This is a genomic window from Ferruginibacter profundus (assembly GCF_054783275.1).
In genome coordinates, this window is record NZ_BAAGQW010000003.1 from 463,476 (window position 1) to 478,600 (window position 15,125).

Below are 15,125 nucleotides of genomic sequence, written 5' to 3' on the forward strand. Positions count from 1 at the left end.
TTTTATTTTTTGGTGTATTTTCTTTTACGCCACCATTGGTAAATAACAGCGAATAAAAATACCAGTAAAACCGGCAGTGCAATATTGATCAGCTGCCAGCTGATTTTTTCTGCAGTTACTTTTTTTGAATCCAGTAACCGCAGGGTGTAATCTTTTGATTTGGCTTCTGAAAGGCCCGATTGATCGATAAGATAATCTAAACAGTTTTGTAAAAAATCTTTATTGGCAAATTGAAACTGTTGTTGCGTTCCATAAGTATAAGGGTTCATTCCCATTGGCAATGGTTCGTTTTTTTGAACACTATTCAAAACCATATCGCCATCTGCTGCAATGATAATTTTATTATCCTTTAAACATTGCTGTTGAAAAGTTGCATCATACTTTTGCAGTGAATCATTTAATGCCTGCGACAATCTGTTGGTGTATAACGATTGAAATTTCCCTTCCAACAGAACCGCAACCGGAATATTGGCTTTTTTAAATTTATCATCTTCCGGTGCATTTACATTTTCTTTTCCACTGATAAGAGCCGGTGTTGCAATGGTACGGGAATTGGGAGACGAACTTAATAAAATAGTTTTCTTAATTCCTTCCGCTTCTATCGTATCAATGGAATTTACAAATTTACCTGATACAAAACCCAGGTTTTTATTAATGATATTATCCGACTTTGATGCAAATACCGGGAAATAATTCCAGGTAAGAAATTCAAATTGCCCGTTACCATTTACATCAAAAGGTAGTTTATCGCTTTGCAGATCCATCACCAGGTCGCTGTTAATTCTTGCACCATATTTAAACAACAGGTCATTTAATTCTAATCCCCTGTCGTAAGCTATCACCTCGTTTTTTATACGCAGGCTGTCCATTTCTGCATTCAGCTTATCTACAAAAAACAATAGTTTACCGCCCCGCATTAAAAACTGGTCGATCCTTAATTTTTCAATATCACTAAAAGGCTGGGTTGGTTTTACAACAATCAGTAGTTTAAAAGTATCCGGAATTTCGGGCTGTGTATTTAAGTTAAACGTAAATAATTTATAATTTGGCCGCAATACACTTTCCACCAGATCGTAAGTGATGTAACTGCCCACAGGTGGTTCGCCATTGCCAATAGAATACGCCACCATGGGTTTATCATCATGTGTTAACTTATAAATGGTATTCGCTAATTCAAATTCCATTAAAGCCTCTGCACTGTTTATTTCCTGCCGGCCAATATTGGGTATGCCATTGTATAATTTAACCGGTAATACCTTTTCTTTATACCGCATTAATGCAACAGGGTAAACCAGTTGTTGTTTTTCGCCTTCTTTTAACTGCGATTTTAAATTGTAAGGATACAAGCCTAATGCAGATAATGTATCACCCCATTTCACGGTGGTGCCTTCCATATCTTCGTCGGGGCTGATAAAATTGTATTGTATATTGTTGCCCGCTACTTCTTTAAACTCATTTAATATTTCATTGGCACTGTTGGCTAATTTTTTAAAGCCGCTGGGGAAATCTCCTTTTAAAAAAACATTTACCTGCACTACATCATCCAGGCTTTTTAATATTTTTTTGGTGGGCTTAGATAAAGTAAATCTTTTTTCATCAGTAAAATCTATCCTGGTATGATATGACGATGCCAGCCAGTTGATAAGCACCAGCAATATCAATGTGATTGGCAGCCAAAGTTTACTGTTCCATATTTTTTTAAGCAGGCCCATTTATTTTTTATGGAGATTTTTAACGGTTACTAAAAGAAATAAAAAGATAATGCTCAGGAAATAAATTACATCCCTGCTATCGAGTACACCACGGCTGATGCTGCGGTAATGAAAATCGATACCCAGCATTTCAACATAATAATCCAGGCCGTTTTCAAAAAAAGATAATTTACTCAAAGCGCTGAATCCAAAAAATAAAATGAGGCACCCGAATACACTTATTAAAAAAGCTACCACCGCATTACCGGTAAGGCCACTGCAACATAAACTGATGGCTGCAAAAACTGCAGCTAAAAAAAATAAGCCAATATAGCTGCCCGTTATACCACCGCCATCTATGCCACCCAGTACACTTAATTTTTTTATTGTAAATACATAAATAAAAGTGGGCAGAATTACAAACAGCAATACAATTACAATGGCAAAGTATTTACCCAGCACAATCTGCCACCTGGTGAGTGGTTTGGTTTGCAGAATTTCAAAAGTGCCGCCTTTAAATTCATCTGAAAGCGTACGCATGGTAATGGCGGGTACCAGGAAAAGTAATATCCAGGGCGCCAGCTCAAAAAACTTATCTAAAGTGGCGTAACCAAAGTCGAAAATATTGCTGTCTTTTAATACAAACAGGAATACCCCGTTAACTACCAAAAACAAAATAATGGCAATATAGCCGGTAAGGTTACTAAAAAATTGTTGCAGTTCTTTTTTACAAATACTCCACATGCGGTTTTAAAATTGCTGCAATTTACTACTTAACCAGTTAATTTACAGCGATAAAATACACCATATTAAATTTTACATGAATGCCAGCTATACCTTTTACCCTTCAAAATAACCAGTTAAAAAATAAATTTTAACTTTTTAAGCAGCGCTTTTTGTAAAGCCATTGTCATATTTCCCGGATATGCTGTTAAACAACTGACAGTTTTTAAAATTCCAGATCTTAAAGCACTTTCAGGGGGTTAAGTTTTTTAAGTTTTATTACCTGCAAACAATCGCTTTAAGACTCGTTTCACCAAAATAGTTGTTTACCCAAAACCAACTGCTGAAAAGTCCCCCGCAACCCGGGGGGCTTTTTTTATGGATTATGCGGCGAAAGGCATCTAACAAAAAAACTTATATGAAAAAACTGATCATTGTACTGGCAGTTGGTATAATTGCTTCGGATAGTATGGCACAAACCGGCCAAAAAGCAATTCCACCGCCGCCGCCACAGTCTAAAGACAGGCATAAGCCACCCCCGCCACCTCCTATGCCGCCCGGAGATGTAAAATTTACGCCGCCTGAAATTGTAAAAGATGCGCCGCCACCACCAAGACCATCCAAACCCCCGGTAAGGATAAATGAAAAAGGCTATGCCATTTTAGTGCAACCGGCAAAAGATGAACCTGTAATATTATTGACCAAAAAAGGAGTAACGCAAAAAATACGCATGAGTGTGTGGAATGCCAAGCCCGAATATTTTGAAAATAAATATGGCAAACTACCGCCGCCACCGCCGCCAATGGCGCCTGGCCAGGTAAAATTTGCGCCGCCTAAAATAGTGAAAGATGCACCGCCGCCGCCAAGGCCGCCAAAGCAATAACCTATTACCATTATGAAAGCAAAAGCCCCCGAAATACCGGGGGCTTAATTATGTATACTGAAACTGAAGTCTCGGTGTATATTTTTATGAGGCGAAATGGCATTTCACCATACTAAACTATACCGCAAAACTTTCTCCGCAACCGCAACTGCGGCTGGCATTGGGGTTATTAAAAAAGAAACCCTTGCCGTTCAATCCATCACTGAATTCAAGTTCGGTATTTACCAGGTACAAAAAACTTTTCAGGTCGCACACTAATTTGATGCCCTTATCTTCAAACACCTGGTCCATTGGTTTTACTTCGTTATCAAAATCCATTTTATAACTCAGCCCGCTGCAACCGCCGCCTACCACGCCCACTCTTAAAAAATAAGAGGGATCGTCTATAACTCCGGCGTCAGTCATCAGGCTGATCACTTTAGCTTTTGCCTTATCACTTATAAAAATGGAATTTTCTGTTGCTACAGCACTCATTCTTTTACAATTTTAGTGAATTACACTTTCTTCAAACTTAATAGCTTCCATGCCATTTTTTACACGGTAATCGTTGATGGCTGCTTTAATAGCATCTTCTGCCAACACCGAACAGTGAATTTTTACAGGAGGAAGATTTAATTCTTCTACAAAATCCATATTGTCTACTGTAAGTGCTTCATCAATGCTTTTACCTTTCAGCCATTCGGTAGCCAATGAAGATGATGCGATAGCGCTGCCGCAGCCGAAGGTTTTAAATTTTGCATCCGTGATCATACCGGTAGCATTATCAACTTCAATCTGCAAACGCATTACGTCGCCACATTCAGGCGCTCCCACCAGGCCGGTGCCAACACTCTTGCTTGATTTATCCAGCGTACCAACATTTTTAGGATTCTGGTAGTGATCGATAACTTTTTCTGAGTATGCCATGATAATAATTTTAAATTTTTGATTGTAGATTTTTAATTTTTGTAACCGGATTGTAAATCTGCTATCGCAAATCCACAACCTGGAATATTAATGTGCTGCCCACTCGATGGTACTTAAATCAATACCTTCTTTATACATTTCCCAAAGCGGGCTCATATCTCTTAATTTCAATACCGTTTCGCTGATCGCTTTGATGGTGTATTCAATTTCTTCATCAGTGGTAAAACGGCTTAAGCCAAACCTAAGGGAACTATGTGCCAGGTCATCACCCAAACCCAATGCTTTTAATACATAGCTTGGTTCAAGTGATGCGGAGGTACAGGCGCTTCCGCTGCTCAATGCAATGTTTTTATTAAAGCCCATCAGTAATCCTTCTCCTTCCACATGTTTAAAAGAAATATTGGTTACATGTGGTAAGCGATGTTCCCTGCTGCCATTTACATAAGCTTCTTCCAGTTTCATTAATTCGGTTTCTAAATGATCCCTCATTTTGATGATGCGCTTGCTGTCTTCTTCCATATGCAGCATACACAATTCGCAGGCTTTACCAAAACCAACTATGCCGGGTACATTTAAAGTACCGCTTCTCATACCTCTTTCGTGGCCACCGCCATCCATCTGTGCAGTAACTTTTACCCTTGGGTTTTTACGGCGTACATACAATGCACCAACACCTTTTGGTCCGTACATTTTATGTGCAGTAAATGCCATCAGGTCGATACCGTCTTTATTTACATCCACCGGAATTTTACCTACTGCCTGTGTACCATCGGTAAATACCAATACACCATGTTTACGTGCAATAGCGCTGATCTCCTTTATCGGCATCACCGTTCCTATTTCATTATTGGCATACATGATGGCGATTAAAATAGTAGTGGGCCTTATTGCTGCTTCCAACTCTTTCAGGTCAATTAATCCATCAGATTTTACCTGTAAATAAGTTACTTCGCCACCCAATTTTTCAATATGCTTACAGGTATCTAAAACCGCTTTATGTTCTGTTGTTGCAGTAATGATATGATTGCCTTTGCTGGCATACATTTCATACACGCCTTTAATACCCAGGTTATCGCCTTCGGTGGCGCCGCTGGTAAAAATGATCTCTTTAGGATCGGCGCCAATTAATTTAGCTACCTGCTCACGAGCATAATCCACCGCTTCTTCTGCCTCCCAGCCAAAAGGATGGTTACGGCTTGCTGCATTACCAAAATGCTGCAAAAAGTAAGGTGTCATTGCTTCCAGTACTCTCGGGTCCATGGGAGTGGTAGCATTATTGTCGAGGTATATAGGTAATTTCAACATAAAATCTATCTGTTTAGTTTCTGTCTTAATAACGCAAATTTACTGCAAAAGGTTCTATTTTAGCTATTCCAATCACCTGCAGGCGCTCAATTTACCGATTTCGTAAACAGGTATTGATAAACCGGAATAATTATGCTTCAACCAGAACATATTGGCATTGCCGTAAAAGACCTTGCAATTTCTATTCCGCTGTTTGAAAAACTGCTGAATAGTCAGTGTTATAAGACAGAAGAGGTAGCTACCGAAAAGGTGAATACCGCCTTTTTTAAGGCCGGAGACACCAAGATAGAATTGCTGGAAAGCACCGACCCCAACGGTGTAATTGCAAAATTTATAGAAAAAAAGGGCGAGGGCATGCACCATATTGCCTTTAACGTAGTTGATATTGAGGCAGAAATGGAACGCCTTAAAAAAGAAGGCTTTGTGTTGTTGCATGACAGCCCCAAAGAAGGGGCAGATAATAAAATGGTTTGTTTTCTTCACCCCAAAGGCACCAACGGTGTGCTGGTGGAATTGTGTATGGAAAAAAAATGAGCCCCTGCTTCTAAACAAAGACCAGAAGTAAAATTGTTTTAAACTTATTTCACGTAAGGATTAAACTGTTTTTCCTCCCCGATAGTAGTGGATGGGCCATGCCCGCTGAGCACCACGGTATCATCAGGCAGTACAAATAGTTTTTCTTTAATACTCCTGATCAGCTGTTCATGATTACCGCCCGGCAGGTCGGTACGGCCTACACTATGATTAAACAGTACATCTCCGCCTACCAGGAAGTTTTGTTCAGCGCAATAAAAACAAATATGCCCCGGCGAGTGGCCGGGTGCTTCAATTACCTTCAGCTCGTCCTGGCCAATTGTTATGGTATCTCCTTCTTTTAAATAAATAAACGGGCCTGTATAGTTATCAAAAGGCAGGTTGTACATAAGGCCGCTGGTGGGGGCAAATTCCAGTACCGGTTTTTCTTTTTCGTGGATCTGAGCAACTAAACCGTAGGTTTCAGCGATATATTTATTACCAAAAACGTGGTCTAAATGGCAATGTGTATTGAGCAGCATTTTGGGCTGTAAAAGGTTCTTTGTTATAAACCCCACCAATTGGTCTTTTTCCTCATCAAAGTAACAACCGGGGTCAATAATCACACAATTATTAAACTCATCATACAATAAATACGTATTTTCCTGTATGGGGCTGAAAACAAAGGAAGCTATTTTTAACATTCAGGTATAATTTTGATTGGCATAATTTATTACAAAACAACTAATTTTAAGGTATAAATCATACTTTACACAAAGTAAGACCACTTTACCCAAACCACCTGAAATAACAGGAACCGGTTAAAAAGAAAATTTAGAAAAATAATTACTGATACAGTTCAATAAAGATGATATGAAAATACCGACGAATGCTATGGCCAACAGCGCTTCAATAAAAGTTCAGGAGAGTTATACAACAGCAGAAATAAGTACTTACGTTACCTCTGCAACACGCCACCAGATTTTAATGGCTGGTTATAAAAGAAATCTTGTTATTGTTTGCTGCCTGTTGCTGATCGGTGCCTGCATTTTGCCTGCGGCTTTAAAAGCACAGGTAAATGCAGTGGAATTTGGCAAAAACAGGGTGCAGTTTAAAAAATTCAAATGGCAATACTATCAAACCAAAAATTTTAATGTTTATTATAACCAGGGCGGACAGGAGCTGGCAAAATTTGTGGCACAAAGTGCCGAAAAAGAATTGCCTCAGATAGAAACAGCAGCAGAATACAGTTTACAACGCCGTGCCAATATTGTATTGTATAACAGTTATGCCGATATGGTACAAAGTAATATCGGGCTGGGTACCGACTGGCAGAACACCACCGGCACCACCAAACTGGTGAATAATAAAATGGTAGTTTATTTTGATGCTGACCATTACAAATTACGCCACCAGGTAAGAACCGGCATTGCCCAGGTATTAACCGATAATGTTTTGTTTGGTGAAGACCTTGGTGAAGTGGCCGGCAACCAGGCGTTACTGGACCTGCCTAAATGGCTTACCGATGGCTATGTAGCATACCTGGCCGAAAACTGGAGCACCGACCTTGATGATGATTTAAAAAGTGAAATATTAAGCGGCGATTATAAAAACTTTAATCGTTTTGTTTTTGCAAGGCCCGAAATTGCCGGCCATGGCTTTTGGTATTATATTGAAGAAAAGTATAAAAAAGAAAATGTTACCTATTTATTATACCTGGCACGTATCTACAAAAATTTAAACAAAGCCTGCATGCAGGTTTGTAAAAAGAAATTTAAAGACGTGCTGGCTGATTTTATGGAATATGAAAACGATAAGTATTACAATGATATTGCCAGGAGAAAAGCTTATCCGAAAGGAAGTTATGTAGAAGGTTTTGATGTGAATAAACGCCTGGATTATTTCCGCTTTAATGTAAACCCCAATAAACGCAACAACTCATACGTGGTTATGCAATACAAAAAAGGTATTGTAAGGGTTATTTATAATGACGAAGACGTAAACAAAACTTTATTAAAGTATGGTGTTCGCAGTTATAAAAATGAGATCAATCCTAATTATCCTTTAATGGCATGGGACCCCAAAGGCACCAGGATAACCGTATTGTACACCGCCGAAGGAAAGATCAATATGTTTGTGTATGATATTGTGACCAAAATAAAACAATACAAATTAGACCTTACCAAAGAGTTTGACCTGGTACAGGATATCAGCTATATCAATAACAGCAATACCTTATTGCTAACTGCTGTTAAAGATGGCCATACCGACATTTTTACCTTAGACCTGCAAAAAGAAAAAGTAAAACAGATTACCAACGATGTGTACGACGATCGGGATGCTTCATTTGTAGCGTTTCCAAATAAAACAGGTATTCTCTTTGCCAGTAACAGGCCCACTGCAACAGCAAAAGGTGGCGATACTTCTTTGCCCAGCGATAATCATTACAATGTATTTTTGATCACCAATTTTGGCGATAAGCCCGAGCTGAACCAGATCACACAGTTATCGCATTTAAAATATGGCGATGCCCGTTCGCCGATGCAATACAATCAAAATCACTTTACGTTTGTAAGTGATGAGAATGGTGTAGGCAACCGCTATGCAGGTTTTTTTACAACCAAAGCTGAAGGGCTGGATACACTTGTTCTGATCTCCGGCGAAATTTTACGCAACCCATCGCCCAAACAGGTAGACAGCACTTTAAAACTATATAAGAAAACAGATGTGGATTCTGTGGCAGTGGTGGCAGTGTCGGCAGATTCTGCCTATACTTTCCCAATAAGTAATTACGAAAGTAAATTGTACGAAACAAGAATTGCCGGCGATAATAACCAGGTAAGTGAAGTAACCAGGCAAAGTGATGAAAAAGTATTGTACAAATTAAAAATAAATGAAGATGCATTGCGCCGCCGCAATATTACCGTGCCGCCAACAGAATACATGAAGAAGAAAATGGCAGAATATAAAATTGCCAATGCAGAAAAAGGTTTGAGAACCACAGATACACCTCCTGCGGATACTGCAAAAAAACAGGATGACTTTTTTCAAAGTGAATTTGCAAAAGAAAAGCCTGATAGTGCTGCGCTTGCTGCCAAGGCAGCTGATGCAACGCTGGAATCAGAAAATGCAGCCATTTTAAAAGCAATAAAATTATATCCCTATAAGCCGCCAAAATTTTATGTTGAAAGTGGTTCTGCCGGTTTTAATAATTCTGTATTGGTAAACCGTTACCAGGCTTTTGGTGGTGCTAAACAATCAGGCCCTATCAGGTTGAGTTCTTCCACACCCCTCAACGGACTTACAAGAATTGGTACGTCCGAATTGATGGAAGATGTGAAGATAACCGGTGCCTATAAAATTTCCACTAATTTAAAAGACAATGAGTGGTTTGCAAATTACCAGAATTTAAAAAGAAGAATTGACTGGGGCGTTTCTTATTACCGCAACGTGGAAACTGTAACGTTTACGGATACCAGCGGTACCGTTGGTTACCCGGGCAGGTCATTTACAAATTTATACCAGGCTAATGTTGCTTATCCTTTTGATATTCATAAAAGCATTCGTTTCAGCTCAGGTATCAGGTCGGATAAAGATGTGATCAGTGGTGTAGACCCTTTTTCATTGACTTACCCCAATAACAAGAAACTGTATTCTGTTTCGCATCTTGAGTATGTGTATGATAACACCCTTAACCCTACGATGAACATCTGGAATGGCTTACGCTACAAAGCTTATTTCGACTGGAATTACCAGGTAAATAAACTGGTGAGTTCCGATGGGCCGCAAACCTTTAATTTAGGTTTTGATGCCCGTTACTACTATCCCATTTTCCAGAATTTTATCTGGGCAGGCAGGGCAGCCGGTGATTTTAGCTGGGGCAATCAAAAGATGATCTATTATTTAGGTGGTGTTGATGGCTGGCTGATGTTTGGACAAAATCAAAAAATTGATAACAATACGGGGGCATTGATCAAAGAAAGGTATTATAACAGCAGCACACCGGTTGCTAACGACCAGGATTATGCTTTTCAAAGCCTTGCCGTAAACATGAGGGGTTACATACAAAACGTAGCCAATGGTAATAATGCAGTGGTGATCAATAGCGAATTCAGGTTACCGGTATTCAGCACATTATTAAAGCGCCCTATCAACAATGCATTTTTGCGTAATTTTCAATTGATACAATTTACAGATTTTGGTACTGCCTGGAACGGTGGCTATAACTCCATTAAAAGACCAAGTACTTATTTCACCAACCTGGATAATAATGTAACGGTGATAGTGAAAGCCGGTGGTGTAGGTCCTTTTGCCGGTGGTTACGGCTTTGGTGCAAGAAGTACATTGCTGGGTTATTTTTTAAAGTTTGATGCCGGCTGGCCCATGAGTGGCTTCTTTAAAGGCAAACCAATAATGTATTTTGCGATGGGGTTAGATTTTTAAATTTTCAGATATTAATTATTGTATTGCCTGGTTTAAATAACCGGGCAATTTTTTTATAGCTAAATAAAGCAGGTAAAATAGAATCGTAAACATTAAAGTAATACCCCAGGTTTGCAAATAATGAAAAGGGGAAATAAAACGCTGTGCAATGCTGTACAATAAATTTACCGGGTTACTGATGATATCCCAACTGTTCCAGCGTAAAAACCTGCCGAGGTAAACACCAAATGAACTGATAAATAAAATGGCAATCATCATTACATGTACTTTGTTATTGCTGAATTTGTAACTCAGGTATTTCTCTACTCTCAACAGGGAAACAAATGCCATTATCAAACCGGTTATCGACGAGGTAAATAATAATACCACATCATACCATTTCGGAATAGTAGTTTCCATGTCGATATGCAACAGGTCGGTAACAATGTACAGAGCATTGGGAAAGAAGATAAGCCATACCGCAAATATTAATACCTGTTTCCATTTACCGGCCGACCTTATTTTTTTAAATACAACACTTATTGCAAAGGGTATCCATGCTAGAAATAAATTCCAGATTAAAAAAACAAAACCATGGCCGCCGGAATACATAAAACGTACTGCTATCATCAAACCGATAAATACAAAAAAAGCCAGCAGTACTTTGGAGAAAGAAATACCTGTTTTCATTTTAAAATGATTTGATGTACATAATTATTTTAGGGAGAAAAATTAAAAGCCCGGTAATCACTGCACCTGTTGCAGCCAGCAATACAGCACCTGCTGCTATGTCCTTTACTTTTTTTATAACGGGATGGAAATCTTTGTGCACCACATCACATAATTTTTCAATGGCTGTATTTATCATTTCCATAGCCGTAACAAAAGCAATACAAAAGATCAATGCCGACCATTCGGTACCGGATATAGACAATCCAATACCAAATGATACGGCAATTACGGTTAACAGCAGGTGGATCTTAAAATTGATCTCGGAGATAAAACAAGTTTTCAAACCGTTACATGCAAAGCCAAATGACCTGATTATTTTACGTCCAGAATTCATGCATTTTCATTTTATTTGTTGCCAGTTTGGTAACAAAGAAGAACTGGTACAATTCGTAAAACCAAACCCTGCGGCCGATCCTCGTATACCAACGCATAGCGCTACGCAATCTTGCTTCTTTATGAAACAACAAACGTATAACAGCACTGGGCCTGGTTTGCATAATAATTTCTATCAGCTTTACGTAGATGATGACTGTGGATGGTTTTAAATACCGTGTAGAAATCACCTGGTGTTTATAATCCCATTTACGCTGATCGGTTAAAATAATTTCCTTGTCTTTTACATCTTCAAAATAGGGTGTCCATTTATGAGGTGTTACATAAAGCAATTGCACCTGGTCAGGATCATACGCCAGCAACTGTTTTAAGCTGTTATAAAAATCCCTTGTTTTCTCTTCGCCAAAACCTACCACATAAGTAGCCATCGATAGAATGCCATGTTTTCTTAACAGTTGTATCGCTTCTTTATCTTTTGAAATGGTGCCGGCTTTTTTTATTTTCTCCAGTACTACTTCATCATAATTTTCAATGCCCAATAAAAATCTTTCGAAACCGGCTTTTTTATACAGGTGCAAAAAATCAGCATCCCGTACAATATTGTCTGCACGAATAGAGCCGACTAAAATAAGTTTCAGATTTTTTGCCACCAGTGCTTCTAAAAATTCACGCCATGCTTTAGGATTGGAAGATGGATTTTCATCTGCAAAATTGATCACTTCAATACCATATTTATAATGCAGCATTTCAATTTCGTCTGCTAATAATTGAGGATCACGGTGCCGCCATTTTTTCCAGAATAAACTTTGCCCGCAATACGTGCAGGGATAAGGGCAGCCACGTGAAAACTGTATCACCACTGCTTTGCGTTTTCCCCAGTAGGTGTAATGATATTTATCCATCAACTCCCAGCCAATACGAAACTGGTCAAGATTACTAATATTTTCTGCGGCTGCAGTTTTTAATGGCACGCCATTTACCCGTAATGCCAAACCCTTTATTGTTTCCAGTGAATGTTGATTGACAATTGCATTCACCAGGTTTAATGTGATCTCCTCTCCTTCACCACAAACGATATAGTCTATCTGCGGATTTTTTTCCAGTATCTCATTCCAGTGATATGTGGGAAATACGCCACCGATGATAGTTATGACTGAAGGTAATTTTTCTTTTATCAGTTTTGTAATATCATTTATTATCGGCTGTGCAGATGTAGAACCTGAATGGCCCAGCATTACAATACCAGGATCGTAGTGCATTACCTCTTCAACAATAGTGGAGAATTTTAAAGGGCCAAATTCGGCATCCAGCAACTGCACTTCATAACCTGCATCAATCAACGGCCCGCCTACAGCTAACAATCCTAATGGTGGCAGGTGTTCCCCTGGCATCCTGCTTCCGATGGATAAATGCGGCGGATTGATGATCAGAATTTTCATGTTGTCATTTGTTAATTGGTAGGGAATAAAAACGAGTCATTATTTTTCAAGGTCAAATATTCCAATTTAAAAAGCAGTTTATTTATTTAAAGAAGAAGTAACTACAACGGGAGATAAATGACGCCTGACATAAGCATCTGTATTATTCCAGGATAGCCAGGAGTATTTTTGCTGTTCTTCTAAAAAATCTTTTTTCCGTTTTTCAAATACCTGCCTTGGCGTAAGTGCCGAGCGGTACAAATAATCTCCTTCTCCCGTTACAATTGCTGTATTATTATCAAGCACTTCTTTATTTTGTTCTATTAACGGCAATGTTTTATCAGAAAGTGTCAGCAGAAATTTTACATCAAGCGGCACAGTATTCCTGTGGGCAATATTATAGTTTGCCATCAACTCATCCCAGTTAATACAAGAAGATACTACCAGCAATACAACAGCAAACCATCCATTTACCCTCAGCAGGTAATAACTTGTTTTACGCTGGTGTATTTTTATAAAAACGGTAATCAGGCCCACCAGCACCATGATTAAAAATACCAGCACACCAATGCGTTTATAAGCAAGGCCCATGTATTGGATATAATAAAAATCTCTCAGCAACACAGAGATCACCAATATTGAATTTTGAAATATCCAGCCATAAGCACCGAAGCGCAACCATTTATTTCTTTTATAAAAATTTAAGTTTCCCCTGAAGAAAAATAATAACACCGCCATGGCCAATACTATCGAAAAGATGAGCATACCGGTACCATCATGTACATAAGATTTAAGATCGAGGCCCGGGCTGTAAGTAAAGCCAAACCAAACATATTTGATATCGATGATATTGATAAATAATACCAGCAGGTTTAACATCACAAGGCTTATAATACCCACAATATTTTCGTTACGTAAAGCCAAAATACCATTGGCAAAGCGGCCCATAAAAAGCGACAACACATCAAATGCAACACTTTTCCTGTGTTTAAGCAGGTCATTCTTTTTCCGCCATAAATCGTTATGCTGAGAAAAATCTTTTTCTGAAAAATAGTTACTGTGCATTTTGAGTAAGAGGCCGCCGGTAATAAACAAGCCCAATAATAAAAATCCGAACCGATCCCAGCTGAACCAGGTAAACAAGCTGCTGAAAAATTTCACCACAGCAGTTCCGATATCATTTGCCACGTCCTGGAAAACAGCATTGGAAAAAGAATACAATAAAAAGAATACGCCGGCAATTAAAAAAGGGATAATTAAAAACCGGAGCACTTTTCTGGTACCTGCAGAACTTACTCCCTTTAGTTGTATAAGTTTTATATTTTCAAAAAACGAAAATATAAACAACAGGTAATTACCCGCTGCAGATGCTGCTGCATACCAAACCGAACGATGAAGGTATTGCGTAAAAACCGCCACTAATAACAACGTGACACTAAAGGCCAGTTTGCTAAGTACCGTGTTGTGTACAACAACAGTAATTAATGCTACAGCGTGAGCAAGCAGCAACCACTTCATAGCAGGTTTGGTAAATGCTGCAGGGTACAAATAGAAAACGGACCATAAAACAAAAGCATCAAACAAGATGGCATTCAAAGCAATTTTTTCTTTCCAGAAAATAATGTTGAATAATACTGCTCCCGCAGTTATTAAAATAATTTTAAGAGTAGCCACTTTCATATTTTTATTTTTTTATCAGTTGAATAAGTATTAATTCTATGCAGTACCAGTAAGCCTGAACCCGTTTACTAATTATTTTCATCTCCTTGTTTTATTAATAAATCTATTCTTCAGTTTTAAGTTGATTTCTGAAAACCAATACACCACACATTGCCGAAACAATAATGCAAAATGCTGCAACAAACCTGGCCGTCTTAAATTCGTTACCCAATGAATTAATAAAAAACAATGCCCCGATCATTCCGCAGATAAAAGCAGCCGCCAAAACAACCTGAAAAAGCGAATGACCACTTTTACCGGTAGCCTGGGCAATTACTGTAACTATCCAAACCAGGCCTACCAATGGAACACTAAATAAAAAAGACATTACACAGGACAAAATCATAATACCGGGAGCTTGAAAAAAAGTACCCTGGTCAATTACGGAAATACAAATACCGCTTAATAACCCGTTTAAAAGCGAGGCAATAAACCATACCCCAATAAAAGTTAAAAACGTTTTTATTGATTTTCTCATAA

Annotated in this window: 14 protein-coding genes; 3 read left to right on the top strand and 11 right to left on the bottom strand. The window is 38.6% G+C overall.

Annotation, left to right across the window (positions count from 1 at the left end; all coding sequences use genetic code 11):
- Window positions 1–2: 2 nt before the first annotated feature.
- Both gldG and ACYVM0_RS21755 read right to left on the bottom strand, forming a co-directional pair.
- On the bottom strand, window positions 3–1,712 hold the full coding sequence (gldG, locus tag ACYVM0_RS21750; protein WP_460560647.1) for a motility-associated ABC transporter substrate-binding family protein: 1,710 nt from the start codon (window positions 1,710–1,712) through the stop codon (window positions 3–5).
- On the bottom strand, window positions 1,713–2,435 hold the full coding sequence (locus ACYVM0_RS21755; protein WP_460560649.1) for an ABC-2 transporter permease: 723 nt from the start codon (window positions 2,433–2,435) through the stop codon (window positions 1,713–1,715). It abuts the gene before it with no gap.
- Window positions 2,436–2,832: 397 nt separating this feature from the next.
- Here ACYVM0_RS21755 and ACYVM0_RS21760 point away from each other — a divergent pair, with 397 nt between their 5' ends.
- Complete coding sequence (locus tag ACYVM0_RS21760; RefSeq protein WP_460560651.1) at window positions 2,833–3,297, top strand: hypothetical protein; 465 nt, start codon at window positions 2,833–2,835, stop codon at window positions 3,295–3,297.
- A 117-nt stretch (window positions 3,298–3,414) separates the two neighbouring features.
- On the opposite strand, the gene ACYVM0_RS21765 is transcribed toward ACYVM0_RS21760, so the two are convergent.
- From ACYVM0_RS21765 to ACYVM0_RS21775, 3 genes are all read right to left on the bottom strand, one after another.
- Window positions 3,415–3,771, bottom strand: a complete 357-nt coding sequence (locus ACYVM0_RS21765; RefSeq protein WP_460560653.1) for a HesB/IscA family protein — start codon at window positions 3,769–3,771, stop codon at window positions 3,415–3,417.
- Window positions 3,772–3,783: 12 nt separating this feature from the next.
- A complete protein-coding gene (iscU, locus tag ACYVM0_RS21770) occupies window positions 3,784–4,203 on the bottom strand; it encodes a Fe-S cluster assembly scaffold IscU (RefSeq protein WP_430987648.1) in 420 nt (139 codons plus the stop codon).
- 87 nt (window positions 4,204–4,290) lie between these two features.
- Complete coding sequence (locus ACYVM0_RS21775; RefSeq protein ID WP_460560655.1) at window positions 4,291–5,508, bottom strand: PLP-dependent aminotransferase family protein; 1,218 nt, start codon at window positions 5,506–5,508, stop codon at window positions 4,291–4,293.
- A 132-nt stretch (window positions 5,509–5,640) separates the two neighbouring features.
- On the opposite strand from ACYVM0_RS21775, the gene mce reads away from it, so the two are divergent.
- The gene (gene mce / locus ACYVM0_RS21780; protein ID WP_460560657.1) at window positions 5,641–6,042 is read left to right on the top strand and encodes a VOC family protein; all 402 of its coding nucleotides are present in this window, start codon (window positions 5,641–5,643) and stop codon (window positions 6,040–6,042) included.
- A gap of 44 nt (window positions 6,043–6,086) precedes the next feature.
- On the opposite strand, the gene ACYVM0_RS21785 is transcribed toward mce, so the two are convergent.
- A complete protein-coding gene (locus ACYVM0_RS21785) occupies window positions 6,087–6,725 on the bottom strand; it encodes an MBL fold metallo-hydrolase (RefSeq protein ID WP_460560659.1) in 639 nt (212 codons plus the stop codon).
- A gap of 169 nt (window positions 6,726–6,894) precedes the next feature.
- Here ACYVM0_RS21785 and ACYVM0_RS21790 point away from each other — a divergent pair, with 169 nt between their 5' ends.
- Window positions 6,895–10,464 (top strand): hypothetical protein, encoded by a 3,570-nt coding sequence (locus ACYVM0_RS21790; RefSeq protein ID WP_460560662.1) that lies wholly within the window; start codon window positions 6,895–6,897, stop codon window positions 10,462–10,464.
- Between the two features lie 15 nt (window positions 10,465–10,479).
- On the opposite strand, the gene ACYVM0_RS21795 is transcribed toward ACYVM0_RS21790, so the two are convergent.
- The 5 genes from ACYVM0_RS21795 to ACYVM0_RS21815 form a co-directional block, all read right to left on the bottom strand.
- Complete coding sequence (locus tag ACYVM0_RS21795; RefSeq protein ID WP_460560664.1) at window positions 10,480–11,133, bottom strand: DUF1361 domain-containing protein; 654 nt, start codon at window positions 11,131–11,133, stop codon at window positions 10,480–10,482.
- A gap of 1 nt (window position 11,134) precedes the next feature.
- Window positions 11,135–11,509 (bottom strand): diacylglycerol kinase family protein, encoded by a 375-nt coding sequence (locus tag ACYVM0_RS21800; protein ID WP_460560666.1) that lies wholly within the window; start codon window positions 11,507–11,509, stop codon window positions 11,135–11,137.
- Window positions 11,493–12,947, bottom strand: a complete 1,455-nt coding sequence (bchE, locus tag ACYVM0_RS21805; protein WP_460560668.1) for a magnesium-protoporphyrin IX monomethyl ester anaerobic oxidative cyclase — start codon at window positions 12,945–12,947, stop codon at window positions 11,493–11,495. Before bchE ends, ACYVM0_RS21800 begins: the two co-directional genes overlap by 17 nt.
- A 78-nt stretch (window positions 12,948–13,025) precedes the next feature.
- Window positions 13,026–14,606, bottom strand: coding sequence for a DUF4153 domain-containing protein (locus ACYVM0_RS21810; protein WP_460560670.1), 1,581 nt, complete (start codon window positions 14,604–14,606; stop codon window positions 13,026–13,028).
- 103 nt (window positions 14,607–14,709) lie between these two features.
- Complete coding sequence (locus tag ACYVM0_RS21815) at window positions 14,710–15,123, bottom strand: hypothetical protein (RefSeq protein WP_460560672.1); 414 nt, start codon at window positions 15,121–15,123, stop codon at window positions 14,710–14,712.
- Window positions 15,124–15,125 lie beyond the last annotated feature (2 nt).

What these genes read in the sequence shown, in the direction of transcription:
- gldG (WP_460560647.1), bottom strand. Translation starts at nt 1,712, where the DNA reads ATGGGCCTGCTTAAAAAAATATGGAACAGTAAACTTTGGCTGCCAATC.
- ACYVM0_RS21755 (WP_460560649.1), bottom strand. Translation starts at nt 2,435, where the DNA reads ATGTGGAGTATTTGTAAAAAAGAACTGCAACAATTTTTTAGTAACCTT.
- ACYVM0_RS21760 (WP_460560651.1), top strand. Translation starts at nt 2,833, where the DNA reads ATGAAAAAACTGATCATTGTACTGGCAGTTGGTATAATTGCTTCGGAT.
- ACYVM0_RS21765 (WP_460560653.1), bottom strand. Translation starts at nt 3,771, where the DNA reads ATGAGTGCTGTAGCAACAGAAAATTCCATTTTTATAAGTGATAAGGCA.
- iscU (WP_430987648.1), bottom strand. Translation starts at nt 4,203, where the DNA reads ATGGCATACTCAGAAAAAGTTATCGATCACTACCAGAATCCTAAAAAT.
- ACYVM0_RS21775 (WP_460560655.1), bottom strand. Translation starts at nt 5,508, where the DNA reads ATGTTGAAATTACCTATATACCTCGACAATAATGCTACCACTCCCATG.
- mce (WP_460560657.1), top strand. Translation starts at nt 5,641, where the DNA reads ATGCTTCAACCAGAACATATTGGCATTGCCGTAAAAGACCTTGCAATT.
- ACYVM0_RS21785 (WP_460560659.1), bottom strand. Translation starts at nt 6,725, where the DNA reads ATGTTAAAAATAGCTTCCTTTGTTTTCAGCCCCATACAGGAAAATACG.
- ACYVM0_RS21790 (WP_460560662.1), top strand. Translation starts at nt 6,895, where the DNA reads ATGAAAATACCGACGAATGCTATGGCCAACAGCGCTTCAATAAAAGTT.
- ACYVM0_RS21795 (WP_460560664.1), bottom strand. Translation starts at nt 11,133, where the DNA reads ATGAAAACAGGTATTTCTTTCTCCAAAGTACTGCTGGCTTTTTTTGTA.
- ACYVM0_RS21800 (WP_460560666.1), bottom strand. Translation starts at nt 11,509, where the DNA reads ATGAATTCTGGACGTAAAATAATCAGGTCATTTGGCTTTGCATGTAAC.
- bchE (WP_460560668.1), bottom strand. Translation starts at nt 12,947, where the DNA reads ATGAAAATTCTGATCATCAATCCGCCGCATTTATCCATCGGAAGCAGG.
- ACYVM0_RS21810 (WP_460560670.1), bottom strand. Translation starts at nt 14,606, where the DNA reads ATGAAAGTGGCTACTCTTAAAATTATTTTAATAACTGCGGGAGCAGTA.
- ACYVM0_RS21815 (WP_460560672.1), bottom strand. Translation starts at nt 15,123, where the DNA reads ATGAGAAAATCAATAAAAACGTTTTTAACTTTTATTGGGGTATGGTTT.